Below are 26,548 nucleotides of genomic sequence, written 5' to 3'. Positions count from 1 at the left end.
TTCTCCCCCTTAACGCTTTTTAAGACAAAAGAGATTTATATATTTCTCCTATAATACCTTCCATTTGATGAACACCTAATTCTGTATTCGTCATTATGACCGCACCTTTCTCTATATACGGAAATGCCACCATCATACATTGAAAACCCACTCCCCAACCAAGTGATGTAATTTCTAGTTCTTTTTCTAAGCCTTCAAGAAACACACCTAATCCAGTCCAACTTTTACCTCTTTGTGGGGTTATCATTTCTTTTGCTAAATTTTCCGAAATACCAACCTTGCTTTCTCCTTTTACAGCATTCATTAACTCAAGAACTAATTCAGCTAAATTCAAAGAAGTTGTCCATAATCCAGAAGCCGCTGGATAAGGATATATAGGATATTTCCCATCTACTAATTCACCGTTTTTGTTGTGACCACAAGAAAAATTTTGTCTATCCACTTCCAACATTGTTGTATTGTATTGGCTATTTGCCATTCCTAATGGTTCAAATATTTGCTCATTCATAACTTGATGAAACGGTTTTTCAGTAACATCTTCTATCAGTTGCTGAATGATACAAAAACCTGCATCTGAATAATGGAATTCACTTTCTGGTTCACACTTGACGTCAATAGGAGTTTTACAATATGGAGTTTGCCCCTCTAATAATTCAACCATCGAAGGAACCCCTATTTTCGAATTTAGTTCAGGAAAACTACCTTCAGGGTCTTTAATTCCAGATTGATGACTTAGTAAGTTCCTCAATGTCACTTTTTTATTTTTAGTAAAATCATTTTCTGGTACTTTCCACGATACAAGACTTTCATTCACATCATCATCTAAATCAAGAAGTCCTTCCTTTACTAGCTTCATAGAAAGTATTCCTGTTAAGAACTTGCTAATTGAACACGCACTAAAAATAGAATCTTCATTTGCTTTTCTATTGCTTTCCACTTCTAATAAGCCGTAATTTTCTGTTCCACTAATTTCACCACCCTTAAGCAATGTGATACTTAGACCTTGCACATTATAATGTTTCATTCGTTCTTCAATGTTAATGTTCTCTAATTCCACAATTATCCCCCTTGTTAATATTATTAAATAAATTATAACACGAACATACGTTCTTTTGTATCTATTTGTAAAAAAAAATATCTTCAACTCACCTGCCACTTTAGTTGAATAAGAAAATAGGGCCGTCAGAACAGCTCAACGATTTTCTACTAAAGTTCCCGTTAGCTTAATAACTTCTGCGAAAACATGTTATAAACCTTCTTAATTATTGTCACTCATTATAAAGTTGTCTTTACAAACTCTCTAAACTTCTCTTCTTCCTCAATAAATGGATTATGATTTGATTCCTCAAAAATGATTAATTGTGATTGAGGAATAAGATCTGCTATTTCAATACCAAATTCAACAGGACATTGAACATCATATCTACCTGTAAATATGTAATTAGGTATATTTACATTCTTTAATTGGTTTCGAAGATCAAAATTTTTCACTTCTATTTTTCTAAAATAATCAAGATTTTCTCCAACTGTACGGCCACTATTTGGGCGTTTAATTGCTTCTTTTAATTTATCCTCAGAATAATAGGACATTAATGCCCACTCATATCCTAATTTTTGACGATCTTCTTGTACTGTATTTGGATTGTTCAACAACTCCATAATCTCAATAATTCGTGGAAAACACTTATTTTCTGAACAATAGATGCTATTCTTGTGTCCAGCGTATTCTTTACTTGCTGCCGTACAACCTGCAATTAATTTTGTTAAAGATTGCGATGAATCTATTGCATATTGCAATGCCAACATACCACCTGTTGAATGACCAGCAAATGCCCATTTTTCAATCCTTAGCGCTGTTCGAATTGCTTCTAAATCTTTTATAGCTTCTTTCATACTAAGTTGACTTTCATTTTCAGCTTTTACCGAATGACCGGCACCCCTTGTATTAATTAAATAAACTTTATAGTGATCGGTAAAAGGGGTTGCAAATAAATTTCCACGTTCATCAAATGCCATATATAAATGTGTAATGGCTAATGGATCGCCTTGACCAGCAGTAAAATACTCGAAGATACCTCTTTCTGTTTCTATTAATCCTTGTTCCCATATAAAATTCATTCCCCTTTTCTTATCTAGAATTAAAACAAGTATCACATCTGGATTTACAATAACTGACCTAATATCTTCTAAATGCATTAAATTCATTGGGATTATATTTTTCAATAAGTTTCCTGCTTCCTACAACCTTTTCATATACAGCAAAATGGCCCGATTGTTGAACACAAGTTAAACAACTCTTGAACAAACCTCCGATAGTTAAGAAGCCTGCCGATTATCCGGCAGGCTGAGGGCTATCGTTACCCGTTAGGTCCTTTGAGTAGTGCAATCAACACGATCTCGGCCACCGCGGTGCGACTATGTGAATGGATGTGTGCCTCTCTGATAACAACTCCGGGCTACCGAAGCGCTTGTTCTCCGATACGTGAATACATTGTGAAAGTTGATGCCTACTTTGAAATGCTTACAATTTCATTGATGAATTAATTAAATACTCTCTATCCAGTATTGAATAAAAATATTGATCATGCCATTGGTTATTCCAGAACAGTTCTTCTTGAAATGTTCCCTCTCTTCTCATGCCCAAGCTCTCCATTAATTTTACAGATCTAAGATTGTTACAATTATACATTCCAACCACTTTATGAGCTTGTAATCTTTCGAATGCAAACTCTATTAAAAGTTTCGTCGCTTCATACCCAAAACCGTTTCCTTGGTAAATAGGAAGAATTGCAAAACCAAGCTCCCAACTCTTTCTATGCTCTACATAACACCAAATTTGGGCCAGACCAATTGGTTTAACTTCTCCCTCTATAGTGCTTTTGACAATAAAATCATAACTATACTGAGTATTCATCTTTTGTAGGTACTTTTCTCTAACGACTTTCATATCTGATTCAACATATTCTTCAAATAACCAAATATCTTTATTGCATTCTAGTTCACAAATAAAATCCAAATCATCCGGAGTAACTCTTGAAATAATTACATTTTTTCCATTATGCTTCATAATAATCACTTCCTTGTTCCAAAAAATTCTCTATTAATTTCCGATAACGTTAAATTTACGTACTTCATCTTTATACAATATAAATCACCAGAACCACTTTATATTTATAAGGAACAATTGATAATGTCACATTCCTCAGAAATCCCCTTCCGAAATCTCATTGACTTAATTCTCGTATCTTACATTAATTTCGTCATAGATTGTCATCTGTCCTTCTATCCTTCTTGAACAAAACTGCACTTTTAGTTGAATAAGAAAAAAGAGCCTCTAAACAGCTAAATGATCTTCTACCAAAGCCCCCGTTAGTTGAATAAATGTTAAGTATTAAATGTTAAGTACAATTTTTTACCTCTCCAAAAGTAATTTTCATACTTGGAGTGTATGCTAAAGAGGAATCAATACTAAATACTTGTGAAAACAGTTGTTCGGCTTCATACTGTTCCTGAGCATCCTTCAATGTGACCCCACGATTTTTCAAACCTTCAATAAAGACTTGTCTATTAGTAAGTTCTTCACCCAAGCCTTCTTCTTTTAAAGAATTATACAATTTTCGTTTATCTATTTGATTCATATTGGGATTGAGGAAATTAACTTTATCACTAATTCTGCACTCAATGTTCTCCACACCCAATTCTGTTAAATATAATGGTATTTTTGCCCCTATATTTCCATCTTTTCCTTTTTGTTTTACATCCTCTTCAAATAGTTTTTGAAGAATGCCAAGTTTGATAATTTGTGTTTGTTCATACCCACTTACATAGTATGATGACATATTTGAGATCCAGTGTGGTTCAAAACAAATTATCTTGCCTTCGTTAACAACAGATTTGACCATTTTTTGAAGCATTCTTTTGGGTTCGGACATATGTAAAAGAAAAGCGTGGCAAATAGCAATATCATACTTACGCTCAATTTCTATCTCATTTGTATCAGCTACAAAGAATTCAGTTTCATATTTCAGATTATGAAAAAGCTCTCTCCCCTTATTAATAAGCTGTTGCCCTTTATCTATTCCTGTATATTTTGAACCAGTTGGTAGTAGAGGTAATAATTTAAGTCCTAAATAGCCATATCCACAACCAAAATCAACAATATGTACAGGTTTAGAAAGCTTCCAAACGTATTTCACTAAAAACTCTAAATAGTCATCATTATAATATAAATCTCTCGTTCTTTTGAGGTATTCTAGTTTGGTATCCCAATAATACTCTTCCAATTAATGTCCTCCTTTATCTAAATAGGTTATTGTATATTATTCGGCAGATTATAGAGTTTTCCCTGTTCTTATTGAACAAGAATGCCCTTTAGTGGAATAAGAAAAAGGGCTGCCGTTGCAACCCCGATGTTCAACTAAACTGCTTCGTTAGTTGAAAAAGAAAAAAATCCGTATTTGCAGCTCAATAATCTTTTGCTAAAGCCCCTGTTAGTTTAATTAGAACAGCGACGCTTATTTAACTAGCGCGCCCGATTGCGGAATATCATAAGTACACGTGTATTTAAATGAGTTATTTGGAAATCAATTGTTTTCCGGAATTATCAAATCGAAAAATAGTCTTTTGTCCATCAAACGTTTCCCCGTTTATCTCAGTGTAGACTCCATTAGTGTAATTTGATATTGACCTCCTCCAAAATTTTTGTCCAGAAATGTTTTTCTCTAATGGGTTAGTAAACAACTCCCAATTCCCTTTAAATTGGTCAAATACTATATTTGCTGCTCTTTCAGCAATACCTTTCCCTCTTAATGATTGAATTAAAAAGAACTCATTTACAAAATAGTCAATTCCTTTATTACAATGTGGTGGGGTTGCTATTAGGATAAACCCTGCTGGCGTCCCATCTACTAAAATTAAGTAGGGGAATAAAACTTCTGGCTTTTCCCACCAAATATTTTGAACTTCATACTGATCATTTAATGTTCGAAAATCGTCACTATCCTCATATATCCCGTGAACATTCGGGATTCTACCATAATGTCCAGAAAGGTCATATAGGTATAAAGGATATAAGTTTTTTATAATATATGCTTCACTTTTATCTGTTAAACGAACATCAATTTTCATAGGCTTCTCCTTTTAAAATAGACATAAAAACATATGTGTAAGTTTTCATTTAAACAATTAATCCCTTTTAATATTCTTCATACTTTTTTTGTAGATACGACTTTCTCAGCTGCTGCTTGATATGTTCTCCATCCCTTACCTGATAAAAAACATTCATAATGGCGTTCCAACTTAGTCATTTCACGTTTAAAGCTTTCTGCCCCCCAAATGGGTCGAACAAAACCGGTTGGTGGGACAAAACTTGTTGCTACTTCATGAAGTCTCCCCATCAATACGCCCATATTATATACACGGCTATCCGCTAACTCACCATTTACATGCTCTCCCCCTACCCACCGCATCATCGTGACACATGGTCACCGATATCCTTCTTCGGTAACTATTTCTAATACATAAGAACCATCACAACTTACCAGACCTTCTGGGACAGTTAGATCATCCGGTTTATTCAATGCCAAGCAAAGTAAGTTCTGAGCGAATTTCCTCCCTACCCAATCTATCCGAATGTATACGAAGCAAAAAGCTTTCCTTTGAACTTGTCTCTATTGGATAAATTGAATGCTTTCCCTTCTAAGTCATACTGTAGTAAGGATAATAAAGCGACTCTCCTCGCCCTTATTGACAAAGATCGCCTACTTTCATCAGTATCAAATTGAAAAAAATTAAACATATCCTGACCTCCTAAACTGTATTAAGCATCATCCTTTGTACTTATATATGTAATTATAATAAAAGCAATCCAGTGAAAATATATAATGAACGATTATAAATTATACTTTACACAAAAAAGTCACATCAGATTTAATCCAATGTGACATATACAAACTATTTTTTTGAGTAAACTATTTTTTTAATACTATCGCGAGAAAGAAAGAATCGATCTGAAAGTTGATCTACCTTTATGCCGGCAGAAAATTTTTGACGGATCTCATGGTTTCTATCGTTCAAATAAGTTTTACTCCCAGAGTTTTCGCCCCATTTCTTCCGTGATCCCTTAGAAATAGGGACGTAAACCATTTCTCCATTTACATACTTCTGTATTTCATTCAGTAATTCTACTGGAAAGATACTTTCTGCATTTACATATTTCATGTTAGCTTCGCTCCTTAAATCAGATGAAATTTTTAAGGTAGCAAAGTCATTACTATAAACAATAATCACTTTTCAGGCGGAAACCAATTTCTAGCTCTATACAAACAACCACCTTGTTTACAGTATAAACTTTGCATAGAGCTAATCTTTAAACTTCTCATAATTCTTGTCATAGTGAACCTCCTCCCTTTACGTAATACAACCACAGTTACGTTCCTATTAATAATTTCGATAAGGACTGCCCGATATCCTTCGAAGTGTTAGTCTAATTCCACGTTAATAAGCTACACCTAGTTATATGTCCTTAAGTAAGTTACTCAACAATCTGGCCCGATTGTTGAACAAAAGTTATAAAACACTCTTAAACTAAACTGCCGCTTTAGTATAATAAGTTCAAAAAAAAGGCTTTAATTTCTTCCTTGCTCAAAGCCCCTGTTAGTTGAAGTGGATAGGTTACACTAATTTAGACAATTCTGATAAGGGCTAGTACACTAAAACTAATACCTTAAGGAGCGTGTCAAAATGAAAAGAGAACGTAAAACCTATACCCCTGAATTTAAGCTACAAATAGTGAAACTTTATGAAAATGGGAAGTCCCGTGCGGATATTGCCAGAGAATATGATATTTGCTGCTGAGGAACCTGGAGTAGCACACCCTTATCCTGATTCAGGAGTCCGGCAACAGTCTGGAAAAATACGAATAATAATAAAAGACCAGTTCCCGCCATGAACTGGTCTTCTTCCATGATACTGTTCATTTAAATATGAATAGGAGTAATAAAGTTATTAAAATTCACTTATAAAACCGTAAAAGGATTAAGTTCAGCTTTACATTGATTTCAACATAAATATCCAATAAAAACTCATTTCTAAGAAAAACTCAAGAGGTGATTTTTATCAATTTTTTTATAAAGTTACTGTAACTTAGTAATAAAGTTTGATTAAAATACAGTTGCACACGCTGTGGATTAACAAGTAAAATAATCATAAAAACCACAGAGAAATTATTATTCTTTGTGGTTTTTAAGTTTATTTTTATCTTCTATTATTCTTCCATATCCAGTCCTAACTGTTTCAATTCCCGTGACATCTCTTTAATCGGTTGTTCGCTAAACGCTTTGTCCCAATTGTCACGCGTAGCGTCTAGCATAATCATACTCGAGGTCATGTCAGTTGACGATTTGATGTAAAAATCAATTTTACCGCTTGTCTTACCAAACGTTTTTACTACTACATCGTACGCTTTAACATTACGGTCATAATAAGCGTCTATTCTTTTTAATACCTCTTCTTTTCTTTTACTTATATCATCTTCACTGTATATACCATTCTTCATTAGTTCATCTCTAGCTTCTTCATAGTGTCTAAGTGAGTGAAGTACTTCATATCGTTGTTTTACACTTAATTTACTGTATACGTCGTCATCGTTTATTATCCCGTTTAGGTATTCTCCGTATTTGTTTAATTTTGTATAGTTCTCTAATTCATCCATACTCGTAATAGACTTTATAGCACTCTCGTATCTCGATGCTAGGGTTCTGCGAGCTCTATACATATAATCAATATAATGTAACTCAGCAGGAGTGAATTTCTTTACTACATTACTACGTTTAGCGTCTCCACCAAACAGTTCACTGTGCATGAAATTCAATTCTTTTACATAAAAGGTAGTTCGTGAAGTTGCAGTATTCATCATTTTTATGGATGAACCGGCCGAATGTATCATTGATCTTGCAATGTTCAAATGTCGATCTACTTTTGTTCTATTAATTTTTTTCTTCTTTAGTTCCTTCTCTATTATCTTGAATTCATCAGTTACTCGTTTTGTCGGGTATTTCTTATTTTGATCTGCGAATGATTGGTTTCTATTAATAGAACCTACATTATTTACTCTATATAAATATTTCGATTTTTCAAAGCTGACATATGGTGTAAGTTCGGTGTAATACTTTTCTCCCTTGATTATATCTTCCTTTGGTATTTTACTGAACACTTCTTTATGCAGAGGTTTTAAATCCTTTTGCATACCATAAAATATTTGATATTGAACCTCATTTTCTTTTATACGTTTCTTATATAGTTTGATTTTTTTGTTAACAGACGAAATATACGCTTTTTGACTTACTACTTTGCTTTTTTCTATATTAGTACTAGCTTGAACTGTAGATTTAGGACTTTCTACAACTACACTTGATAATAGTATTCCTGTACTTAATACTCCTAGCACTACGCTTTTACTAAATTTCCCCATTGTATCATCTCCTTCTTAATATAAATCAGCTCTCGTTCCGCATTAGTGGTTTTTGGTTGTTTTTATCTACTCTTTAGTCTTCCATATCCATTCCTACTTTTTTCAATAGTGAAGACATAGTTTGAATCGGTTGTGTACTCATTACCTTGTTCCAATGTTCGTAAGTATCATTAGCCAGTTGTATGTTAAACGCCATGTCGCTAGCAGCTTTGTTGTATATATCAATCTTACCGCTCTTCTTACCGTTCGTATTTTTCACCTCTTCAGATGCTTTTGAGTATGCCTCGTAGTATTTTTCGGTTCTTTTTAGCATATCTTCTTTTCTATTACTTATATCATCTTCACCATAAATACCATTATTCATCAATTCATTTCTCGTTTTTCTATAATAATCAAGTGCGGCAGTTACATTCTCCCTCTGTTTTACAGTTAATTTACTATATACACTTGTATCATATACAAGTCCTTTAAGGTATTTCCCGTATTTATTTAATTTTGTATAGTTCTCTAATTCATCCGTACGATTTTCAATGGAATTCCTTGTTTCCAAATGGCGAGTATTCAGGGAAGTTAATTCCACACGTTTACTTTCAATTAGTTTAATATAATCTAATTCAGTAGGAGTGAACTTCTTTACTACATTACTCCGTATAGCGTTTCCTCCGTTCATTTCACTATATAAGAAATTCAGTTCTTTTGTGTCAAAGTCAACTTTCAATACTAAGTTATACCTATAATTTTGGAATGTACTGTTTGAACGTAATGACGATTTTATATTGTACAGAAGACTATCTACCTTTTTTCTATCTATTTTCTTCTTTTTTAACTCTGACTCTACTTTTTTGAATTCATCAAGTGTCTTTTTAGATGGATATTTAGACCTTTCTTCGTCTATATCGTGAATTTTATCTATATCACCTAGTTTAGATATATACTTTGATCGTTCGTAACTTATATAATCTGGAACTAAATAATAATATCTATCTTCAATGTAGTAGTCTTCTAGGGACCATATAGAATCACCTATTATAGGAGTTGAATTCTCATCCAAAACAGCATACTTTTTATATATAGCGATATTTTCAGCTAAACTCTTCTTATATACACTTAATTTTTTCTTAGCAGACGAAACATACGCTTTTTGACTTACTACCTTACTATTATTAATAGTACTAGCTGCTTGAACAGTAGATTCATTACCTACTGCAACGGTACTGGATAATAGCAATCCAGTACTTAACATACCTAACATTATACTTTTACTTAATTTCCCCATTTAATCAACTCCTAGTCTTCTTGATATAAAATAGCTCTCGTATTGGGGGGAATTTATATTTTGGCCCTCCCAATGGTATAATTATACATTATTTGTTAGCAAACCTGGCCCGTTAGTTCAATAAAGAAAAAAGAGCTGCATTTGCAACTCAATGATCTTCAAGTAAAGCACACCGTTTGTTTAAGTACATTTGAAACCAACAGTTATCCAAAATGATTATGAAACCACCAAACAATAAGAATCATACTCACTATTCCCCAAGCCGTGGTACTCGCTATCCACCAAATTATGGATTTAGCTTTTGTTGAACTTTCCTTGTCTTCCATATTTACTGTTATAAAAGCGAGCTTACTTTCCATACCTTTTTTCATAGAAGTGAGAACAACAAATCCGATTATTATGAAACCAATAGTTATCCAGAGTAATAAGTCCACCTTTTATACCTCCCTTTTTTGTGAATTACTTTCCTTTCAATCTTCTTTATTCAACTATCCTGCCTCGTTAGTTGAATAACTCCAACAAAAAAACGTTAATAGAATAAAGACCTATTCCTTTATTGCACATTATGTTCGTACTGCATCAATCCCCAAAAGCTAATTTCCTACTTACTAAAAGTTATATTATGGTTAAAGTATTACTGTCAAAGGAAGTACATTATATGTATAAAAAACAAAAAATTCTTCTCATCACAATTGTAATAATTGCTTTTCCAGTAGCCTTTTTGGCGCCTGAAAGTAGATACGTTTTTCTATTAGGTCCTCTATATTTCCTTATTTTTTTTCTCTTTGAAATTTATGATTGGTTCAAAGAAAAACGAAAAAATATTTACTGATTTATTCTTGGTTTTAGTCAGGGTTATTTGTAAAAACAGATATAGAACCTCTCCCTCTCTTGTTCAACTAACCTGCCCAGTTAGCTTAAGTACATATTTTCACAATCTCTTTATAGTGTTTTTAAAGTAAATAATACAAAAATCCCCTCTAAGAAAAATATGGAGGAGATTTTAAGTAATCAATCTTTATTATAAATTATCAACATTAAGTAACTCTTAAATCGGCATAGCTTTCGTATTGAGGATAGTGCCATCCAGCGACGAGACATTACTCAAATCATTATCATTCCTCCGGCCCCTGACGATATCCTTACATAGAAATTTTGCAACTCTATTTGAAGAAAACCAATACCAATAGAGCTTCGTCTATGCCTTACATTCTTCTTTTATAAATACGACAATCAAATCTAATTTACTTTAAGCTTTTAGAAACAGATCACTTGCTCTCCAAAATGCTCACACATTTGCTCACATAATTATTTTTTCGAGTTAATTTTATTTAACTCAGTTAATTTGAGGATTGCTTAAAACCTTGATAAATCAGACTTAATCGAACTGCATTTACTGAGTTAAATCAGTTTGATTAAGTGGCTTTAGCCTTCTTGGTTTAACGCACCGTTAACTCAAATACAATAGTTCATAATCCCTTCTCGACAACATGAACTACATTTTTTCTAGTTTAATTAGTAAGAAGTAGAGCCTCCAATAGCTAAAGATATTCCCGAAACGAATAAAAAATCCAAAGTTTTTAACATACTAATTCATTAGTGCATCCATTTGATCCTGAATTCTAAACAGTTCTAATAGTTAAAACTTTTCGATCCCATTATAAAACAATCGACCAATTTTATACGCGGTGACTTGTATTTATTTCATGTTATCCTTTTGCCATGGTTTTTGAAAGCTTTGTCTTTCCGTTTGCTGCACTAAAGACAACGGCAATATACGTTCCTTCTGGTGTTTTTAGTGTTTCAATTAGTTCTCCACTTATTGATTGAATTGGTGTTACCGATGGAAATCCATTTAATTGTAAATATTGCATAAACTCTAACTCAGCTTTTATTTGTTCAATAGATTTATCCTGCTCAAAACTAAATCTCAAAAAATATTGAACTTGATTACGTTCAAAAGCATACACAAAGTTTGAACTTGCACGCCACAACTCCAAAGTTCCCTCGTCATATTCCCAGAATTGAACGAGACTCTGAGCGACTGCATCAGAAGCTACTCCTCTTACCATGTTTCCTAAATTCATCATCTTTTATTTTTCCTCCCATTACCTTTGAGAGGATTAAACCTTAGTTAAGAAGTAATCCCTCTCATTAGCATGCTATTTTGAAATTCTATCATTTTCAATATGTCACCCCTTCCTTAAGTTTCGGCTATAAAAAATAAATAGTCCTATATATATACTGATTCTACATAAAATTGTAAATACCTCTTTTGTAATTTCTGCCCTGATAGGTCAATAAGACTTACTACAATAAGAAAAAGAGCTGCCGAACTATGTTTGTTCAGCAACTCTTGCACCGGTTGTTTAAAAATTAATAATTATAATCCCTACATCGTTTCAATGTATATTTACAACGTAGTTTATAAAAAATAACCCCTTTCCCCTTTAGTTCAATAAAGAGCTGTCTGAACAGCTCAACAATCCTCCACTAAACCCGTTTGTTGAATAATTTTTATGCTCTCTTATAATAAGTCTGTCCCCTTAAATTCAGTATTTATCTTAGCGTTAGAAATCCACTTTAATTTCTCCACGTTCTGAATAAAAAATGACTCCATCCTCTGTCCAATTCGCATTATTTACGCCTAATGCCTTTAAAGCATCCGGCTTATCATTAACATCATAACGAATATAAAATGACACTGGCTCATTATTTAATTTTTTAAAAATTCCTGGGAAAGGAGTTGGTCGATAAAAGTTTTAAAAGTGGGTTGTCTCTCCTAAAGAAGCGTTTCTATGTTCGATTATCAGTGTCTCTTCGCCTGTAGGAGAATCAATTCGGTTAACAGAAAATTCAGCTATTAAATAAGCCAACCAAGTTCCCAATATAAATAGTATGCCAAAAATTGATACTAAAACGGCTACATATGTTCTTATTTTAAGAGAATTTGCAAGTAGAAAAATGAAATCAGCGTCAGTATGGCAGGAAATAAAAATCCATATCCGATACCTACAAGAATATAAAAATAATAATGATTACACTTTAATAAAATTATAAGCAAATCAAGGGCTATAACGAAAATAAAGAACTTTACAGCCGGCTTTTGTATGTTTTTTTTATCATATCCAATCTAACCCTCCTTGCTACTTCTAGCTTTTCATTTCGTTCCTGCAGTCGAGTAATTTGCTCTTGTTGACCAGCTACGGCCTCTAAGAGAAATAATAAAATTCCATCTATTTGGGTTGGGAACACATCTTCTAGGGGGTCAGAGTGATATCGCCATATCAAGTGCTGTATTAGCTAAGTCTGTAATCATCCGCCTTTTCCTCAGATATGCCATTACGAACGCCCTTAGAGAACATAGTTGACAGTGTTTCATTGTAGGAACCAGTCATTATCTTTTCATTTTGGTTCTGTCCAAACAACCACTGAGACAACATTACGGCAGTACGTGATTTACCATGTCACGAAGGTACATTGATAACCAATACATCGTCATCCGTTCGTAGAAGTCTTGCATCTCATTGCAAAGGTCGATTAAATACTGACGATCATCAGCATAGAAGTCAGGCGCAAGCAAATGACAAAAATAAAAGAACTCGCAGTTAGCAAGTTCCATCTTAGCCATCATCTTCAGTTGATTTAACTCTTTATCTGTCATTTATCAATCAGCTTCCATAGTTCCTCTGTGGTCAAATTCTTACAGGATTGTCGACCGTCATATTACCGCTAGGTTCGACTTGTTGTTTATCACACCCATCAACGGGCTTGCGGTTCTTTAACAAGAAGATTTGGGCTGTTGTGTCTGGTCACATTTAATTTGGTTATAATCTTCCAATTATAAAATATAATATTTAATAAGGAGGTGATTAATATGAAAAAGAAATTAGGTATTCTTCTTTTTGCTGCAGCACTTTTTGGTGCAACATCCGCCTCTGCTGCCTCTGTCGCTGGACCAAATTGTTACCGGGCAGGTAACGTATGGATATGCGAATACTAAGGCATTAATAGAGATTTAGATAATAGATTTAATGTTTAATTAATAGCCACTTTTATAGTGGTTTTTTTATTTGAAGTTATACTAAATTTGCAAAGTAAACCTTAATAGTTGTTGTTTTGAATATCTAGGTCTAGCCATCTCTCATAACACCACCTCCGAATACTCAATTGTTTTCGTATCACTACTTTCATGCTAAGTGCTCGTTTTAATTCTTTCTATTGTTCTAAACCACTTTTAGTCTTAAACTTTCTCTCCAATAAAAGTAAGTGTGATAATCATAAAAAAGGAGGATGATTACATTGAATCAAACAAAAGAAGAATTGCTTGATCAACCTATTGAACTCTTAGACTTACCACCTAGGGTTTTTAGAGCACTCAAAAGACCTTGGCTTGTAAAGTTTAATACAGTCCGAGATCTAGTTGAAATTGAATATTCTAATATTCCTGAATTAGGTCCAGTTGGTAGGGAAACTATTAAGAATACATTGAGTGATTATCTCGATAAATAATAATTTCATCCTGACACAAACAAACTCCATCCAATCGACTTAGCATATGTGTTTTAAGCTACAACACCATTCTTCATGAGTTTGAGATATTGATGCTACGGTAATGACTTTCGTATCTTCGCTCCCAATCCAAAAGCACTGGTTAAATTAAATCATTTTCGTACTTAGCTTTGGCACCAGCATTCTCTTGCTGAAGCTCTGTGATTTTCACCTGTAAACCTGCAGCTTCAACTTTCTTCAATTCTTCTAGCTGTTGATCACGAGAAGCTAAATCAGTTCAAGTTGTTTTTTTCAATATTTACTTCATCAAAGCTAGTTTTAGGAATTGTAGTAGCATAGTCTGAGATAAATTTATCTGCCTGTTCCGCAGTTATACCTAGTGCGATTAAATCTTCTTTTTTCATTTCTGCATCCTCCTAATTCGGTTTTTAACGTGTAACGACAAGTTTGGTATTGCAACCCGTTCTTTAACGTCTGCGAGTGCAAAAAGACGCAAAATCATAATAAAAAGCCACTCTATTGGGTGGCTTAGAAATTAAATATTTTGAATGTATACTACACTAATTAGAGGAGCGCTAAAAATCATATCACCGTCTACATCGTATAAAAAGTATGCTTCATCTTCCACTACGATTTCCTCTACGCTATTTACAACTTTCTTTATTAAACCCTCATTTCCATATGCAACTGCTACTTCATACTTCATATCAAATCCCCCTTATTTACCAGTAAAGAAAATTATACCATTTATTTTATTGGTAGGTAAAACTTTTCTCCCAATCTGAGAAAGAAGCCATTTGAGAGCATAATAAAAGCACTCAACCATTTGTATTTGGTTAAGTGCTAATTTAATGAGAAAATCGAGTCATGAACTTTTTGAGCTAAATAATAAAAATCAGTTGGATCATCATTTGCATCTAAACCTTCTAAAGTAAGATCATGGATTGCTAATAACAAATCGTTTATATCTCCATTTCTGAGTTCATTAAAATCCGATAAGTTTTTCTGTAAAAATTCCTCATCTTCCTTTGTCATTTGAATCATAGTATCACTCCTACTTTTTAGGGGGAGTTTGAATCATATTCCCTGTAACATGATTTATTGTTACTATACATTCCCCATTGATGTATTGACGAGAATTCTGCTTGCTAATTATTTTATCGGGATTTAACAATACCTTCTTAACAGCACCTATTGGAACACCTGCCCATTCTCTATTCTGGGATGTACCAGCTTCTATTTGACCTAGGCCCCTGTCAATGAAATGTAATTTATAACCTTTAATAAGAATGCCATTTGAAGTAGTTTGGCCAATTATTTTTGTCTACACCTCATTTGCGATTTCTTTATACGTATCAAAATTAGTAAAAATATGAATGTCACCTTTTTCAACTGCATTCCTATACCCTTTAAGGAGGTACATGAGCGATATCGGATGATTTACCCATACCACGACCACCTTTACAAACGATGTTTAGTTTGTCGGGATCTATAGCTGCCTTCTAAATTGAATGAAATACTTTAGGAATAAATTCGGATAGTTTACGTTTCATCGCCATCACCAATATCATCAATAAAGATAACATTCATCGAACCTTCATGTTTAACTGTTTCCTTGAACATTCCTAAGTGTTTGCCGATTAATTCTGTAGCTTTGTTCGCTCCAGCACTATCAAACTGAAATTCCCCTGTTGGAACAAGACTTTTTGAATCGTAGTCAAATTCCATTGCTGCCTCCACTTGCATAGCACGTTCTGATATATCCATCAACCTTTTAAGCACCCAATAGGCATCAAGATTCAATCTATCTGCTCGTGTCTTCTTCATTTCCACTATACGCGCGAGAATGCCAACATCTGCCAACAATTGGCTTGCTTGTGACCTTGCAGTCCTTTCACTGTAACCTGCTCGTATAGCTGCCTATGTAGCGTTTAAATCCACCATGTATACATCCATGAACGCCAATTGCTTATCTGTAAACTTCATCTCAATCTATGGCCTCACCTCATTATGCTAATTGCTTAATTTGATCAAAATAAAAAGCACCCCGAAGGATGCTAAGTGTTTCGTTATAATTAAGCTCAAATTGGACAGTTACCTCTATTATCACACTTTGGTGGTTTACTAATAGGTCCACCTCCTCCTCCATCCAGATGTGGTTTTGAAACAGAACCCGCACTTGCACTTGTAGCAAACGATAAACTCAAAACTAGTAGAGCGCCTACGATAGGAAACATTGACTTTTTCTTTTTCATTAATATCACCCTCCAACAAATTAATATTTACCCATATTTGTTATATTATAGTTAATTCTTTAAAACCCTTTTTATTTTTTTAAATAATTAATATTTCACCCTCCAACAAACGAACGCCATCCAATAAGGGTTTTGGTCAGCAAAGTATTCGTTTGTGTCAGAGCAATAAAAAGCACCCCGAAGGATGCTTCAATATTAGAACGACTCATTTTCTATCCAAACAACATTTATATCTGCCGGATCATAAACTGAAAATATTTGTCTTCTTGCACCTATAATTGCTTCTTGTTCAGAAGGAAAATTTGCTATAGATGATATATATGGACCTGCTTGCTCACCGCCATGATAGTAATGACTGGTTATAAAATGAAAATATCCATGAGCATCTTTAGACAAATGTCATGCTCTCGACCATGCTGTTGATTTGCGTCTCATCCAGAAATTATCCTCATGAAGATTAGCTTTCATTTGGTGCGACGCTTTTTTACCTTCTTTATATTCAACTAACAATTCATCTGCCCAATTCTTCATTCTCTCCATCTCCTTTTCATCAATAAAAAGGTTCTATAATATTTGTTGGGGTTTTCAAACAATTGAAGACAAAAAATGCACGAACACTGCGATTTCTTTATACTTGAATTGTCGAGAAATAAGTAGAAAGCGAGTGTCGTGCAAATGAACTTTAACATGAAAAAGCAAGGATTTGAAGGCTTTACCTATCACAAACGTGTATAAAAGAGAATCACACATAGCTATCCATATAGAAATGCCAATCAATGAACAGGTTTGTCCATCTTGTGGGGCGTTGACGCGTAAAGTGCATGATTACCGTATACAGAAGATTAAACACTTGAAATAGTTTGAACGATTAAGTGTTATTTACTATCGAAAACGACGTTATGTATGTGGAGAATGTGAGAAACGCTTCACTGCAGCCCTTAAAGGACAGCCTTTTTTCTCCTCTTACCGTTGACACTTATCCTTCATCTTTCTTCATCTAGATATTTAACGATTCCCAAGAATATATCATCTTTTTTACACTCTTTGATAACTTCTTCTAACGAAACACTCCATTCGTTTTCAAATAAAGATGACAATTTTATTTTTATTTTTTTATCATCCAAATCAGGTAATTCCAGATAATTATATTCTTCTCTTATTATATTTAATACAGGTTCATGTTTTCTATCAAGTAATATTATGTTATAAGTTGCAAAAATATCGTAAATAATACCTCTTACTTCTTGGGTTGTATTTGGAATATCTACAAAACTCATAGGAAAATCCAATCTGCTGCATCATCTTCAGCACTTGCAAGTGATTCTACGAATTTCCCTACTTTACCTGTTACCTTTTTAAAACTTTTCGCTGCCGCAGCATCTAATAATCCAAAATCCTCTAAAGTATTAACTGGTTTATTACCCGGTTTTATTAACATCTCAGCTACTTTAAGCGCTGCTTTCGATTTTAATCCTCTGGTTTCTATCACGTGATTTCCAGAACCTGTATTTCCTGAATTCTCATTAACGTATAATGCATTCAATCTTAAAGCTAACTGTTGCATTTCTTGTTCAGATAATTGTTTTACTTGCAAATCAGTTTCTATTACATCATTTTCTGCAGCCAAAGTTTCACTAGGAATTACAAAAGCCACAGTTAACGCAGTTACTAAACTTAAAATAATTAAAAACTTACCAAATTTCATAATATGTATTACCTCCTCTATTAATTTTAACTTACACAATATATTCTATCGTATTTTGTTAAATAATTCCAAATTTAATTTAATTGTAACCATATACACATAATTTATCGAATAAAATAATTTTGCACTTTCCAATTCCATTGCGCCACAATGGAATAAGCTTTTTCTTTTTCATCACTTTTTTCATCATCCACGTGAACAAGATCCCCATCCTCTGTATCATCTAAATTCAATTAATTGTTTTTCGTCAAACACATTTTTCACCGTCAACGTTAAAAACAACCAACGTGCGACTGGTTTTTGTCGAATCACTTCGGAAACAATCTTCGTTGTTTGCACACTTCATTTCATCGTTTTCCTCCAGTTACAAATCGGACATAATGGTGCTTTACAAAACCATGTTCTCGCTAATTTCATTCATCCTTCATCAGTAATATCAAATTCCAAAATTTCAGCGCAAATCGATACACGTTCAGTCTTTTTAAACTGTAAAAGAGTATGAAGATATAGAACCGAATGTTCTTAGTGTGGATCAGTTAAAACGCTTCCCCGATTTAATGAAACGAAGAAGCGTTACACAATACACGATTGCAAATTTACTAGCTTTCACAGGGATGCGAATAGGTGAAGCACTTGCGTTAACGTGGAGTGACGTGGATCTTGAAACAGGGATTGTAAATATTAATAAAACGAGAGGCTCATTTGGCGTTGGAACACCTAAGACATTAAACAGCTATCGAAAAATACCTATTGACGAAACAGTTGTATCTACCCTTAAAAGAAATGCAGCTTATTGCAAAGAATTAAAACTATCTGTAGGTATTCCTTTTAAAAAAGATGCTCAATTTTTTATATCTAAGTTAAATTTAGATGGGATTGGTATTTCATCGACAAGAACTAATTTTAACTCTGCTGGTAAACAATTAGGCTTTCACGTACAACCACACACTTTGCGATATACTCATGCATCTATTTTAATTGCAAGTGGTATTGATATGGTGACAGTTGCAAATCGTCTGGGGGACTCATCGGAAATGGTTTTAAAAGTTTACGCACACGCATCTGAAGAAAACAAAAATGTACCACTTGTAGTATTCAAAAACGCACTTCAAATGTGATACATTTTCATTTTTCATTAAAAATGGGGGACTTTTTGGGGGACTAGTCTATTTTTAACGTTTCTCATTCTTTGTAAAACGCTTATGTGACGGATTTAATCCCTTAAAAGTCTGCTTAATGGCAAGGTAATGGTCCATTTCTTCGATAAACTGATATAAAGACGCCATCGCTAAGAAGTTCTCATGCGTTGATGGTAGTGATAACTTGGCAAAATCCACCTTCACTGCATCTAATTTTTCTCGATATTTACTCGCGGTATTTCCTGAGTGAACATTTTGTGACAAATCTTCCATGAAATCCGCTACTAGCTCCGCCTGCTCTACGATTACTGGCAAATTGGTGATTTTAGGTAATACTCGTTCTATAATCTCAAGCTGCTGTTCACGAACGTCAAAATACATATAATACAAATCTTCTCGACGAGATAAGTGATTTTCAACATCTTGATAAGCTAAAGATTTACCGCGATTGATCACTTCATTTGCCTCTACTAATTCCTTCCCATCCCAACTTGTATCGCCATCCCTTAAATATTTCACAATTTCAACAAATATAACACTGTATAATTCTTCAATGCGGATACGATATTTGTTTAATCGATGTTGAATATCTGGCATATACATATTAACTGCCAAGCCAGTGCCAAATCCGATAAGCATTAATAATAATTCATTCACTAACAAATCTGCGGTAAAATCTGCGTTGTGAAAAATATGTAAAATAATAACTACACTCGATACGAAGCCAGGTGTCACCTTTAACATGACAAGTATCGGTAAAAAGAGGAGGATCATGCAACCAAGAACTAATGGATGGTACGCCACTCCTTCAAAGAAAAAGAAAGCCATTATCATACCAACAATACTAGCGAGAGCTCGCGTATAAACGGCATTCATTGATTTTTTTTTCGTCGTTTGAATACATAGAATGGTTAAAATACCAGCGGAAGTAAAGAATTCTAAGCCAAAAAATTGTGCTAATCCAATGGAAACTGCTGCACCAATTGCTGTCTTTAGCGTACGATAGCCTATTGAAAATCCTTTCACTAACATCTCTCCCCTTTTCATATTAAAACGTTAAAAGGCTGTCTCCATTGTCAATTATGACATGTGAGACAGCCAATATAGGATTAAACTTCTTCGCAGTATTCTTCAAATAATGCTTGAATATTAGTAATAACTGACATTGGATCATGTCCTTCAATTTCGTGACGTCCAATTTCAGCTACTGTTTGACCATCTTTTAATAAAACAAATGATGGTGATGATGGTAAATGATCTTCTCCAAAGTGCATACGTGCTTGAGCAGTTGCTTCTTTATCTTGTCCAGCAAACACCGTTACTAAGTGGTCTGGGCGTTTATCATAATGAACCGCATGTGCTGCTGATGGACGTGCAATACCGCCTGCACAGCCACATACTGAGTTAACCATAACTAGAGTCGTTCCAGGGCGTTTGAAAGCCTCATCTACTTCTACAGGTGTTGTTAATTCTTCATAACCATTTGCAGTCATTTCACCGCGTGCTTGAACCAACATATCTTTCATAAATAAATCATAATCCATGTTCATGTTGTAACGCTCCTTTCAACTTCTACCTTTACTATAACAGGAGTATAGATGCATTTCAAAGCTCTTGTTTAAAATTAATGAAATCCTATCATTTTAATAGTTTTGATAAAATCGTGGATCCCCGCACATATTATTCGTTGGATAAATAAGGGTGCCATTCTTCTTATTATCTTCATATACATAGATTTTACTAATACTTGCCCAATCACTTTTGTCTTCAACAATTTCAAATCTTGGATTGTCGTTCTTACCAACTTTACCTTCAACTTGTATATACAGTTTATTTTCGATAATTTCCACCTTTTTACCTTCATACGAATAAAAAGGTCTGTTTACAGAGCCATCAATATTTAATTGCGAACCATCGATTGATCAAAAAATACTTGCTTGATGAATTTCAATAGCAGATGCAGGCAACGGTTTTAATTGCAAAGCAAAATAAACCCCCACTCCGCAGAGACACAATACTGATATGGCACTCCACAATAATTTTCTCTTCATGAATGTACCTAATTCCTAAAAATATACTATTTTATGATGAATCAATTTAAGTCATAAGTACAGTATTGAAGTGATCATCAAATGTAATTAATAAATTCTCAAAGTAAAAAGGACCTTCGATTCATTCAACGGTCCTTTTTGAATAGCAAATAACTAATGAATGATGCTTATGGTTTATGAAATAATTGGCCGACGCCTTGTGTAACAGTTAATTGGCCATTTAATATTTGACTCTCTAAATCTTTTACCTGTTGTTTACGTTCAGGTTGTCCATAGAACGAATCAATTAAGTGGTCCGTGATCATGGAGCGGAACCATTCTGTTGTTTGTTCACTGCGGCGAGTTAACCAGTGATCATTTTCTACACAGATTTCCTTGAATTGTAAAATCGTTTCCCATACTTTTTCTAAGCCCTTATTTTCATAAGAGGATACGGGCATAGATTGCGTTGTCCAACCTGGTGTCGCTGGTTGTAGGAAATGCAGGAACTGTTTGTATTCCGCAACAGTTTTCTTCGCCTGGCGCATGTTATCACCGTCCGCTTTATGAACAACAATCGTATCTGCAAGCTCCATAATCCCCTTCTTCATACCTTGCAGCTCATCACCAGCTCCAGTGAGAACGAGTAATAGGAAGAAGTCGACCATGCCGCGGACAATCGTTTCACTTTGTCCAACACCGACTGTTTCAATCAAAATAATATCGTAACCTGCTGCCTCACATAATAGCATTGTTTCACGTGACTTTTTGTGTACACCACCAAGCGTACCAGAGGATGGAGAGGGTCGAATAAAGGCACGTGGATTTCGCGTAAGCTCTTCCATACGTGTTTTATCCCCTAAAATACTACCACCCGTTAGGCTCGAGCTTGGATCGATGGCGAGTACAGCCACACGGTGTCCCATATCACATAATTTGCCTCCAAATGCTTCGATAAAAGTACTCTTACCCGCTCCAGGGACACCTGTAATACCAACACGCATACTTTTCCCAGTATAAGGCAATAGCTCTTGTAATAATTCTTGTCCTTTTTCTTTGTGGTAGTTATTTGTACTTTCCAAAAGAGTAATGGCTTTTGATAAATGGAGTCTTGAACCAGCACAAACTTGCTTAGCAAGCTCTGCGATATTGATATCATCATTGTTTTTTTTACGGAATCTTTTTCTACTAGAGTGTTCCATTCCATCATGCGTTGCGGCGATACCATCCATTACAAATAATGCACCATCGTCCATCTCTTTGTTGTGGCTCATGATTATACCACTTCCTCATAACCTAATTTTCTATAGATTTCTTCAATTACTTTTTGTGCACTAACAGGAATTACTGTACCTGGTCCAAAAATTGCACAAGCGCCATTGTCATATAAGAATTGGTAATCTTGTGCTGGGATTACCCCACCAACTACGATTAGAATATCTTCTCGGCCTATTTTCTTCAGTTCATCACGCAGTTCAGGTACTAATGTTTTGTGACCTGCTGCAAGTGAGCTTACACCAACAACGTGAACATCATTTTCTACAGCCATTGCTGCAGTTTCAGCCGGTGTTTGGAATAATGGACTAATATCAACATCAAAACCAAGATCAGCGAATGCTGTAGCGATTACTTTCGCACCGCGGTCATGACCATCCTGACCCATTTTAGCGATTAAAATACGTGGGCGACGACCTTCGTCTTCTAAGAACCCATCAGCCATTTCTTTTACTTCACGAATTTCCTCTTCATTTGAGAAGTTCGCACTGTAAACGCCACTAATTGAACGAATAATGGCTTTATGACGGCCTGAAACAACTTCAATGGCATCCGAAATTTCACCTAGTGTTGCGCGGGCACGAGCTGCATCAACTGCACATACTAATAAGTTTTCTTCTCCAGTTTCGATCGCTTTTGTGATACGAGCAAGTAAGCGTTGTACTTCTTCCTCATCACGATTTTCACGCATTTCGTTAATACGGTCGATTTGTTTTTGACGTACAATCGTATTATCGATGTTTAAAATATCAATTGGTTCTTCTTCCGCAAGACGGAATTTGTTTACGCCGACAATTGTTTCGGCTTTAGAGTCAATTTTAGCTTGGCGTTTTGCAGCTGCTTCTTCAATTTTCATTTTCGGAAGACCTGTTTCAATCGCTTTCGCCATGCCACCAAGCTCTTCGATTTCTTCGATATGTTCCCATGCTTTTTTCATCAGTTCATCTGTTAGTTTTTCAACATAGAAAGAACCGCCCCATGGATCGATTACTTTTGTCATTAACGTTTCTTCTTGCAAGAATAATTGCGTGTTACGAGCGATACGAGCTGAGAAGTCAGTCGGTAGTGCAATGGCTTCATCAAGAGCGTTCGTATGCAATGATTGTGTATGACCCATTGAAGAAGCGTTTGCTTCGATCAAAGTACGTGTCACGTTGTTGAATGGATCTTGTTCAGTTAATGACCATCCAGAAGTTTGTGAGTGTGTACGTAACGCTAATGTTTTTTGGTTTTTAGGATCGAACGTGCTCATCATTTGTGCCCAAATACGGCGACCTGCACGCATTTTCGCAACTTCCATATAGTAGTTCATACCAATTGCCCAGAAGAACGATAGACGCGGTGCGAAGGAATCGATATCGATTCCTGCTTGTAAACCTGTACGTACATATTCAAGACCATCTGCTAAAGTATAACCAAGTTCAATATCTGCCGTTGCACCTGCTTCTTGCAGGTGGTAACCAGAAATTGAGATAGAGTTAAATTTAGGCATGGAATTTGAAGTAAACTCGAAAATATCTGCAATGATTTTCATCGATACTGCTGGTGGATAGATATATGTATTACGCACCATATATTCTTTTAAAATGTCATTTTGGATCGTACCAGCTAATTTGTCTGGTGACACACCTTGCTCTTCAGCTGCAACGATGTAAAACGCTAAAATTGGTAATACCGCACCGTTCATTGTCATAGAAACTGACATTTGATCTAGAGGAATACCATCGAATAGAATTTTCATATCTTCAATCGAGTCAATCGCTACACCGGCTTTACCAACATCCCCTGTAACGCGAGGGTGATCAGAATCATATCCTCGGTGTGTTGCTAAGTCGAATGCAACAGAGAGGCCTTTTTGCCCCATCGCTAAGTTACGACGATAGAACGCATTACTTTCTTCAGCTGTAGAAAAACCTGCATATTGACGTACTGTCCAAGGACGACCGACATACATTGTTGGATAAGGTCCACGAGTATTCGGTGCAATACCTGGCCAGTCTTTTAAATGGCTTAAGTTTTCAAGATCTTGCTCCGTATAAGTTGACTTCACTTCGATGCCTTCATTTGTCATGAATGTTGTGTCTTCTTTTACGATTTGATCTGCCTTTAATACTTCTTCAATATTAACTTCTTTAAAATTTGGCTTACTCATCGTTGGACCTCCTTCACATTTGCTGTTAAGCTTGTCAGTTTTTCAATGATATTTTGACCTGCGAAGATGAAACCGTTTAAGCCAGCTTTTGTCCATTCATCTTGCTCTTCTTTAAATCGACCTGCTACATCAAGTGAGATATGAGCTGGTTTATCAAGTAATAAGGCCGGAACATATTCTTTAACTGCATCATCTTGTCCACAGACAATAACAAATTGAGCATCTGTTGAAGCTAACCAAGCGGTTGCTTCTTCGATAGATTGAATTTCCGGGCTCTTCTCTGGGATAATACCAGCTGTTGCGAAGAAACCAGAAACGAAATCAGCACGTGGTTTGAATTGCTTTAATAAGCCAATTGTCAATAATGCTACTTTTGGTTGGTTTTCCGCATAATTTAAGCAAAGCTCCTCAAATGGTTTTGCTAAACGGTTGTAATCTGCATATAGCGGATTATTACGCTCATCAATAACATCTGCAGGGTTTGCATAGTTATTTGTACCAATAAGTGATTTTTTGCGTGTTTCCACTTCTTTCATACGTAAATCCATTGTCTCTTTTAATAGAGCATCTAGTTGGCCATTTGCTTTCACAGTATCGTAACCACCAGCTTCTTGTAATGCATTGAATAATGCCCAGGCATCTTTCACTAAATCCGCTGTTAATGATTCGATGAAATATGCACCACCAGACGGATCGTTGATATGTGCAACATGCGTTTCCTCTTTCACAATCAATTGTACGTTGCGTGCAATACGAATAGATTTGTCATTTGGTACGGATAAAACATCGTGTGGATGTACTGTACAAACATCTGCACCACCAAGGATAGCTGAAAATGCTGCGTTCCCGGCGCGTAAAAGATTTACGTAAACATCTAATTTAGAAAAGCTACGTATAGATGTTTCAGAAACGATTGCTACAGATATGTTTTTGTCAGTGCCATAAGCTGTTGTAAACGCTTTCCAAAGTACTCTGAAAGCACGGATTTTAGCAATTTCGACAAAGAACAGCGTATCTACTGCAAATGTGACGAAAAACTTCTTTGCAAATGCTTCGATATCTTCTTCTGATTCCATATATTGAGCTGCTTGTAGTAATGCCACTGCCAATTCTTGCACGGCATGCGCACCATCATAGTGAGCTTCTAATACATTCGCATTAATCGTGCGAACATTTGGGAAGCCATCTAAAGCTACTTCATCTGTACTAGAAACAAAGCCTGTTACCGCCTCTTGTTGATCCACTTCTATATAATTAAATACTTGTAATAAAGAATCTTGATTATTTTGCAAATTTAGTTTAAACGAATTTTCAGTAAAAAGTACAGCTAATTCTTTTAGTGTTGTTTCATCCCATGCAAAGTCCACGCGACTATCAATATTAATAATGTCGTTTCCTTTTGCCAAAGCCTCTTTAACGCCATGTAGTAAACTTTCAGGTGAATCTGCAAATGTTTGTTGTGCTGCTAAGCATTTCTCACCTGTTTTTAATGAACGAATTGTTGAAACCTGTTCTGCCAATTTTCCATCTAACTTTTCAACTAGTTGGTCTTGCGTATAGATTGGTTCAAATGTAATACCCTCGATTGTTTTTGTAATTAAAGATTCGAATGGTTTACCCTTCAAAGCTTTAACAGCAGATTCTTGCCATTGTTCGTAATTAGCTTGTGAAAATTCAATTTCCTTCATATTGTTCTTCATGTGGACGCTAACTAGCTTCCCCCCTTTGGTAATT

The 26,548-nt window shown here is 35.0% G+C and carries 34 protein-coding genes and 2 pseudogenes; 5 read left to right on the top strand and 31 right to left on the bottom strand.

Annotation, left to right across the window (positions count from 1 at the left end):
* Positions 1-19: 19 nt before the first annotated feature.
* The 7 genes from JFL43_RS04360 to JFL43_RS04330 form a co-directional block, all read right to left on the bottom strand.
* Complete coding sequence (locus JFL43_RS04360) at positions 20-1,057, bottom strand: serine hydrolase domain-containing protein (protein WP_200748089.1); 1,038 nt, start codon at positions 1,055-1,057, stop codon at positions 20-22.
* 218 nt (positions 1,058-1,275) lie between these two features.
* Complete coding sequence (locus tag JFL43_RS04355; RefSeq protein WP_200748217.1) at positions 1,276-2,109, bottom strand: alpha/beta fold hydrolase; 834 nt, start codon at positions 2,107-2,109, stop codon at positions 1,276-1,278.
* Positions 2,110-2,521: 412 nt separating this feature from the next.
* Positions 2,522-3,067: a GNAT family N-acetyltransferase gene (locus JFL43_RS04350; protein ID WP_200748088.1), complete on the bottom strand. Its 546-nt coding sequence runs from the start codon at positions 3,065-3,067 to the stop codon at positions 2,522-2,524.
* A 331-nt stretch (positions 3,068-3,398) separates the two neighbouring features.
* Entirely contained in the window at positions 3,399-4,283 is an 885-nt protein-coding gene (locus JFL43_RS04345; protein ID WP_200748087.1) for a methyltransferase domain-containing protein, read from the bottom strand.
* A gap of 289 nt (positions 4,284-4,572) precedes the next feature.
* Complete coding sequence (locus tag JFL43_RS04340) at positions 4,573-5,127, bottom strand: GNAT family N-acetyltransferase (protein ID WP_200748086.1); 555 nt, start codon at positions 5,125-5,127, stop codon at positions 4,573-4,575.
* 77 nt (positions 5,128-5,204) lie between these two features.
* A complete protein-coding gene (locus JFL43_RS04335; RefSeq protein WP_200748085.1) occupies positions 5,205-5,471 on the bottom strand; it encodes a hypothetical protein in 267 nt (88 codons plus the stop codon).
* Between the two features lie 481 nt (positions 5,472-5,952).
* Positions 5,953-6,219, bottom strand: coding sequence for a CD3324 family protein (locus JFL43_RS04330; RefSeq protein ID WP_200748084.1), 267 nt, complete (start codon positions 6,217-6,219; stop codon positions 5,953-5,955).
* Between the two features lie 522 nt (positions 6,220-6,741).
* On the opposite strand from JFL43_RS04330, the gene JFL43_RS04325 reads away from it, so the two are divergent.
* Complete coding sequence (locus tag JFL43_RS04325; protein WP_200748083.1) at positions 6,742-6,855, top strand: transposase; 114 nt, start codon at positions 6,742-6,744, stop codon at positions 6,853-6,855.
* Positions 6,856-7,264: 409 nt separating this feature from the next.
* Here the strand turns inward: JFL43_RS04325 and JFL43_RS04320 are convergent, their stop codons facing one another.
* The 6 genes from JFL43_RS04320 to JFL43_RS04300 all read right to left on the bottom strand — a co-directional run bounded on the left by JFL43_RS04320 (position 7,265) and on the right by JFL43_RS04300 (position 13,410).
* Positions 7,265-8,470, bottom strand: coding sequence for a hypothetical protein (locus tag JFL43_RS04320; protein WP_200748082.1), 1,206 nt, complete (start codon positions 8,468-8,470; stop codon positions 7,265-7,267).
* A 73-nt stretch (positions 8,471-8,543) separates the two neighbouring features.
* Positions 8,544-9,746, bottom strand: a complete 1,203-nt coding sequence (locus JFL43_RS04315; RefSeq protein WP_200748081.1) for a hypothetical protein — start codon at positions 9,744-9,746, stop codon at positions 8,544-8,546.
* Positions 9,747-9,949: 203 nt separating this feature from the next.
* Positions 9,950-10,180: a hypothetical protein gene (locus JFL43_RS04310; protein WP_200748080.1), complete on the bottom strand. Its 231-nt coding sequence runs from the start codon at positions 10,178-10,180 to the stop codon at positions 9,950-9,952.
* 1,275 nt (positions 10,181-11,455) lie between these two features.
* Positions 11,456-11,836 carry an aminoglycoside phosphotransferase/kinase family protein gene (locus tag JFL43_RS04305; RefSeq protein ID WP_200748079.1) on the bottom strand — a complete coding sequence of 127 codons (381 nt, stop codon included), beginning with the start codon at positions 11,834-11,836 and terminating at the stop codon, positions 11,456-11,458.
* Positions 11,837-12,316: 480 nt separating this feature from the next.
* Entirely contained in the window at positions 12,317-12,451 is a 135-nt protein-coding gene (locus JFL43_RS22990; RefSeq protein WP_267907751.1) for a hypothetical protein, read from the bottom strand.
* A 737-nt stretch (positions 12,452-13,188) separates the two neighbouring features.
* Complete coding sequence (locus JFL43_RS04300) at positions 13,189-13,410, bottom strand: hypothetical protein (protein ID WP_200748078.1); 222 nt, start codon at positions 13,408-13,410, stop codon at positions 13,189-13,191.
* Between the two features lie 213 nt (positions 13,411-13,623).
* Between JFL43_RS04300 and JFL43_RS22985 the strand changes: the two genes are divergently transcribed.
* Positions 13,624-13,749 (top strand): hypothetical protein, encoded by a 126-nt coding sequence (locus JFL43_RS22985; protein ID WP_267907750.1) that lies wholly within the window; start codon positions 13,624-13,626, stop codon positions 13,747-13,749.
* A gap of 299 nt (positions 13,750-14,048) precedes the next feature.
* Positions 14,049-14,258 carry a DNA-directed RNA polymerase subunit alpha C-terminal domain-containing protein gene (locus JFL43_RS04295; RefSeq protein WP_200748077.1) on the top strand — a complete coding sequence of 70 codons (210 nt, stop codon included), beginning with the start codon at positions 14,049-14,051 and terminating at the stop codon, positions 14,256-14,258.
* 272 nt (positions 14,259-14,530) lie between these two features.
* On the opposite strand, the gene JFL43_RS22980 is transcribed toward JFL43_RS04295, so the two are convergent.
* The 8 genes and pseudogenes from JFL43_RS22980 to JFL43_RS22975 all read right to left on the bottom strand — a co-directional run bounded on the left by JFL43_RS22980 (position 14,531) and on the right by JFL43_RS22975 (position 17,044).
* Complete coding sequence (locus JFL43_RS22980) at positions 14,531-14,662, bottom strand: hypothetical protein (RefSeq protein ID WP_267907749.1); 132 nt, start codon at positions 14,660-14,662, stop codon at positions 14,531-14,533.
* 131 nt (positions 14,663-14,793) lie between these two features.
* A complete protein-coding gene (locus JFL43_RS04290; protein ID WP_200748076.1) occupies positions 14,794-14,964 on the bottom strand; it encodes a hypothetical protein in 171 nt (56 codons plus the stop codon).
* Positions 14,965-15,101: 137 nt separating this feature from the next.
* Positions 15,102-15,302, bottom strand: a complete 201-nt coding sequence (locus JFL43_RS04285) for a hypothetical protein (protein ID WP_200748075.1) — start codon at positions 15,300-15,302, stop codon at positions 15,102-15,104.
* Between the two features lie 380 nt (positions 15,303-15,682).
* A pseudogene (locus JFL43_RS23405) lies at positions 15,683-15,811 on the bottom strand (PBSX family phage terminase large subunit); the annotation flags it as partial.
* Positions 15,801-16,172, bottom strand: coding sequence for a terminase small subunit (locus JFL43_RS04280; RefSeq protein WP_325166633.1), 372 nt, complete (start codon positions 16,170-16,172; stop codon positions 15,801-15,803). The gene JFL43_RS04280 and the pseudogene JFL43_RS23405, both read right to left, overlap by 11 nt.
* A 167-nt stretch (positions 16,173-16,339) precedes the next feature.
* Positions 16,340-16,513: a hypothetical protein gene (locus JFL43_RS04275; RefSeq protein ID WP_200748074.1), complete on the bottom strand. Its 174-nt coding sequence runs from the start codon at positions 16,511-16,513 to the stop codon at positions 16,340-16,342.
* 195 nt (positions 16,514-16,708) lie between these two features.
* Entirely contained in the window at positions 16,709-16,909 is a 201-nt protein-coding gene (locus tag JFL43_RS04270) for a hypothetical protein (protein ID WP_200748073.1), read from the bottom strand.
* Positions 16,910-16,912: 3 nt separating this feature from the next.
* The gene (locus JFL43_RS22975; RefSeq protein WP_267907748.1) at positions 16,913-17,044 is read right to left on the bottom strand and encodes a hypothetical protein; all 132 of its coding nucleotides are present in this window, start codon (positions 17,042-17,044) and stop codon (positions 16,913-16,915) included.
* Positions 17,045-17,279: 235 nt separating this feature from the next.
* Here JFL43_RS22975 and JFL43_RS23400 point away from each other — a divergent pair, with 235 nt between their 5' ends.
* Positions 17,280-17,372: a transposase family protein gene (locus tag JFL43_RS23400; protein ID WP_407701959.1), complete on the top strand. Its 93-nt coding sequence runs from the start codon at positions 17,280-17,282 to the stop codon at positions 17,370-17,372.
* Between the two features lie 124 nt (positions 17,373-17,496).
* Here JFL43_RS23400 and JFL43_RS04260 read toward each other — a convergent pair whose 3' ends face one another.
* From JFL43_RS04260 to JFL43_RS04245, 4 genes and pseudogenes are all read right to left on the bottom strand, one after another.
* Positions 17,497-17,790: a hypothetical protein gene (locus JFL43_RS04260; RefSeq protein ID WP_200748072.1), complete on the bottom strand. Its 294-nt coding sequence runs from the start codon at positions 17,788-17,790 to the stop codon at positions 17,497-17,499.
* Entirely contained in the window at positions 17,787-18,218 is a 432-nt protein-coding gene (locus JFL43_RS04255; RefSeq protein WP_200748071.1) for a hypothetical protein, read from the bottom strand. The genes JFL43_RS04260 and JFL43_RS04255 overlap by 4 nt, the downstream gene beginning before the upstream one ends.
* 104 nt (positions 18,219-18,322) lie before the next feature.
* Positions 18,323-18,412 (bottom strand): replication protein, encoded by a 90-nt coding sequence (locus JFL43_RS04250; protein WP_234447587.1) that lies wholly within the window; start codon positions 18,410-18,412, stop codon positions 18,323-18,325.
* Positions 18,413-18,452: 40 nt separating this feature from the next.
* A pseudogene (locus JFL43_RS04245) lies at positions 18,453-18,635 on the bottom strand (protein rep); the annotation flags it as partial.
* A 110-nt stretch (positions 18,636-18,745) separates the two neighbouring features.
* On the opposite strand from JFL43_RS04245, the gene JFL43_RS04240 reads away from it, so the two are divergent.
* On the top strand, positions 18,746-19,336 hold the full coding sequence (locus JFL43_RS04240) for a site-specific integrase (protein ID WP_200748069.1): 591 nt from the start codon (positions 18,746-18,748) through the stop codon (positions 19,334-19,336).
* Positions 19,337-19,390: 54 nt separating this feature from the next.
* On the opposite strand, the gene JFL43_RS04235 is transcribed toward JFL43_RS04240, so the two are convergent.
* From JFL43_RS04235 to JFL43_RS04210, 6 genes are all read right to left on the bottom strand, one after another.
* A complete protein-coding gene (locus tag JFL43_RS04235) occupies positions 19,391-20,389 on the bottom strand; it encodes an aromatic acid exporter family protein (protein WP_200748068.1) in 999 nt (332 codons plus the stop codon).
* A gap of 77 nt (positions 20,390-20,466) precedes the next feature.
* On the bottom strand, positions 20,467-20,907 hold the full coding sequence (locus tag JFL43_RS04230) for a BrxA/BrxB family bacilliredoxin (RefSeq protein WP_100797878.1): 441 nt from the start codon (positions 20,905-20,907) through the stop codon (positions 20,467-20,469).
* 93 nt (positions 20,908-21,000) lie between these two features.
* On the bottom strand, positions 21,001-21,207 hold the full coding sequence (locus tag JFL43_RS04225) for a hypothetical protein (protein ID WP_200748067.1): 207 nt from the start codon (positions 21,205-21,207) through the stop codon (positions 21,001-21,003).
* 368 nt (positions 21,208-21,575) lie between these two features.
* Positions 21,576-22,661 (bottom strand): methylmalonyl Co-A mutase-associated GTPase MeaB, encoded by a 1,086-nt coding sequence (gene meaB / locus JFL43_RS04220; RefSeq protein WP_200748066.1) that lies wholly within the window; start codon positions 22,659-22,661, stop codon positions 21,576-21,578.
* A 2-nt stretch (positions 22,662-22,663) separates the two neighbouring features.
* Positions 22,664-24,814: a methylmalonyl-CoA mutase gene (gene scpA / locus JFL43_RS04215; protein WP_200748065.1), complete on the bottom strand. Its 2,151-nt coding sequence runs from the start codon at positions 24,812-24,814 to the stop codon at positions 22,664-22,666.
* Entirely contained in the window at positions 24,811-26,502 is a 1,692-nt protein-coding gene (locus JFL43_RS04210; protein ID WP_234447586.1) for a methylmalonyl-CoA mutase family protein, read from the bottom strand. The genes scpA and JFL43_RS04210 overlap by 4 nt, the downstream gene beginning before the upstream one ends.
* Positions 26,503-26,548: the final 46 nt, after the last annotated feature.

Origin of the sequence: Viridibacillus soli, assembly GCF_016612995.1 — a bacterium.
Lineage (GTDB): Bacteria > Bacillota > Bacilli > Bacillales_A > Planococcaceae > Viridibacillus > Viridibacillus soli.
This window is presented reverse-complemented; position numbering and strand designations above follow the sequence as displayed.

Excerpts from the sequence above, each read along its gene's own strand:
- JFL43_RS04315 (WP_200748081.1), bottom strand. The coding sequence starts at position 9,746 with ATGGGGAAATTAAGTAAAAGTATAATGTTAGGTATGTTAAGTACTGGA.
- JFL43_RS22975 (WP_267907748.1), bottom strand. The coding sequence starts at position 17,044 with ATGAAGAATTGGGCAGATGAATTGTTAGTTGAATATAAAGAAGGTAAA.
- JFL43_RS04260 (WP_200748072.1), bottom strand. The coding sequence starts at position 17,790 with ATGAGTTTTGTAGATATTCCAAATACAACCCAAGAAGTAAGAGGTATT.
- JFL43_RS04235 (WP_200748068.1), bottom strand. The coding sequence starts at position 20,389 with ATGTTAGTGAAAGGATTTTCAATAGGCTATCGTACGCTAAAGACAGCA.
- JFL43_RS04290 (WP_200748076.1), bottom strand. The coding sequence starts at position 14,964 with ATGAAGTATGAAGTAGCAGTTGCATATGGAAATGAGGGTTTAATAAAG.
- meaB (WP_200748066.1), bottom strand. The coding sequence starts at position 22,661 with ATGAGCCACAACAAAGAGATGGACGATGGTGCATTATTTGTAATGGAT.
- JFL43_RS04330 (WP_200748084.1), bottom strand. The coding sequence starts at position 6,219 with ATGAAATATGTAAATGCAGAAAGTATCTTTCCAGTAGAATTACTGAAT.
- JFL43_RS04320 (WP_200748082.1), bottom strand. The coding sequence starts at position 8,470 with ATGGGGAAATTTAGTAAAAGCGTAGTGCTAGGAGTATTAAGTACAGGA.
- JFL43_RS04285 (WP_200748075.1), bottom strand. The coding sequence starts at position 15,302 with ATGATTCAAATGACAAAGGAAGATGAGGAATTTTTACAGAAAAACTTA.
- JFL43_RS04230 (WP_100797878.1), bottom strand. The coding sequence starts at position 20,907 with ATGAACATGGATTATGATTTATTTATGAAAGATATGTTGGTTCAAGCA.
- JFL43_RS04350 (WP_200748088.1), bottom strand. The coding sequence starts at position 3,067 with ATGAAGCATAATGGAAAAAATGTAATTATTTCAAGAGTTACTCCGGAT.
- JFL43_RS04325 (WP_200748083.1), top strand. The coding sequence starts at position 6,742 with ATGAAAAGAGAACGTAAAACCTATACCCCTGAATTTAAGCTACAAATA.
- JFL43_RS04340 (WP_200748086.1), bottom strand. The coding sequence starts at position 5,127 with ATGAAAATTGATGTTCGTTTAACAGATAAAAGTGAAGCATATATTATA.
- JFL43_RS04305 (WP_200748079.1), bottom strand. The coding sequence starts at position 11,836 with ATGATGAATTTAGGAAACATGGTAAGAGGAGTAGCTTCTGATGCAGTC.
- JFL43_RS04255 (WP_200748071.1), bottom strand. The coding sequence starts at position 18,218 with ATGAAATTTGGTAAGTTTTTAATTATTTTAAGTTTAGTAACTGCGTTA.
- JFL43_RS04275 (WP_200748074.1), bottom strand. The coding sequence starts at position 16,513 with ATGAAAAAGAAAAAGTCAATGTTTCCTATCGTAGGCGCTCTACTAGTT.
- JFL43_RS22985 (WP_267907750.1), top strand. The coding sequence starts at position 13,624 with ATGAAAAAGAAATTAGGTATTCTTCTTTTTGCTGCAGCACTTTTTGGT.
- JFL43_RS04300 (WP_200748078.1), bottom strand. The coding sequence starts at position 13,410 with ATGACAGATAAAGAGTTAAATCAACTGAAGATGATGGCTAAGATGGAA.
- JFL43_RS22980 (WP_267907749.1), bottom strand. The coding sequence starts at position 14,662 with ATGAAAAAAGAAGATTTAATCGCACTAGGTATAACTGCGGAACAGGCA.
- JFL43_RS23400 (WP_407701959.1), top strand. The coding sequence starts at position 17,280 with ATGCCAATCAATGAACAGGTTTGTCCATCTTGTGGGGCGTTGACGCGT.
- JFL43_RS04335 (WP_200748085.1), bottom strand. The coding sequence starts at position 5,471 with ATGATGCGGTGGGTAGGGGGAGAGCATGTAAATGGTGAGTTAGCGGAT.
- JFL43_RS04210 (WP_234447586.1), bottom strand. The coding sequence starts at position 26,502 with ATGAAGGAAATTGAATTTTCACAAGCTAATTACGAACAATGGCAAGAA.
- scpA (WP_200748065.1), bottom strand. The coding sequence starts at position 24,814 with ATGAGTAAGCCAAATTTTAAAGAAGTTAATATTGAAGAAGTATTAAAG.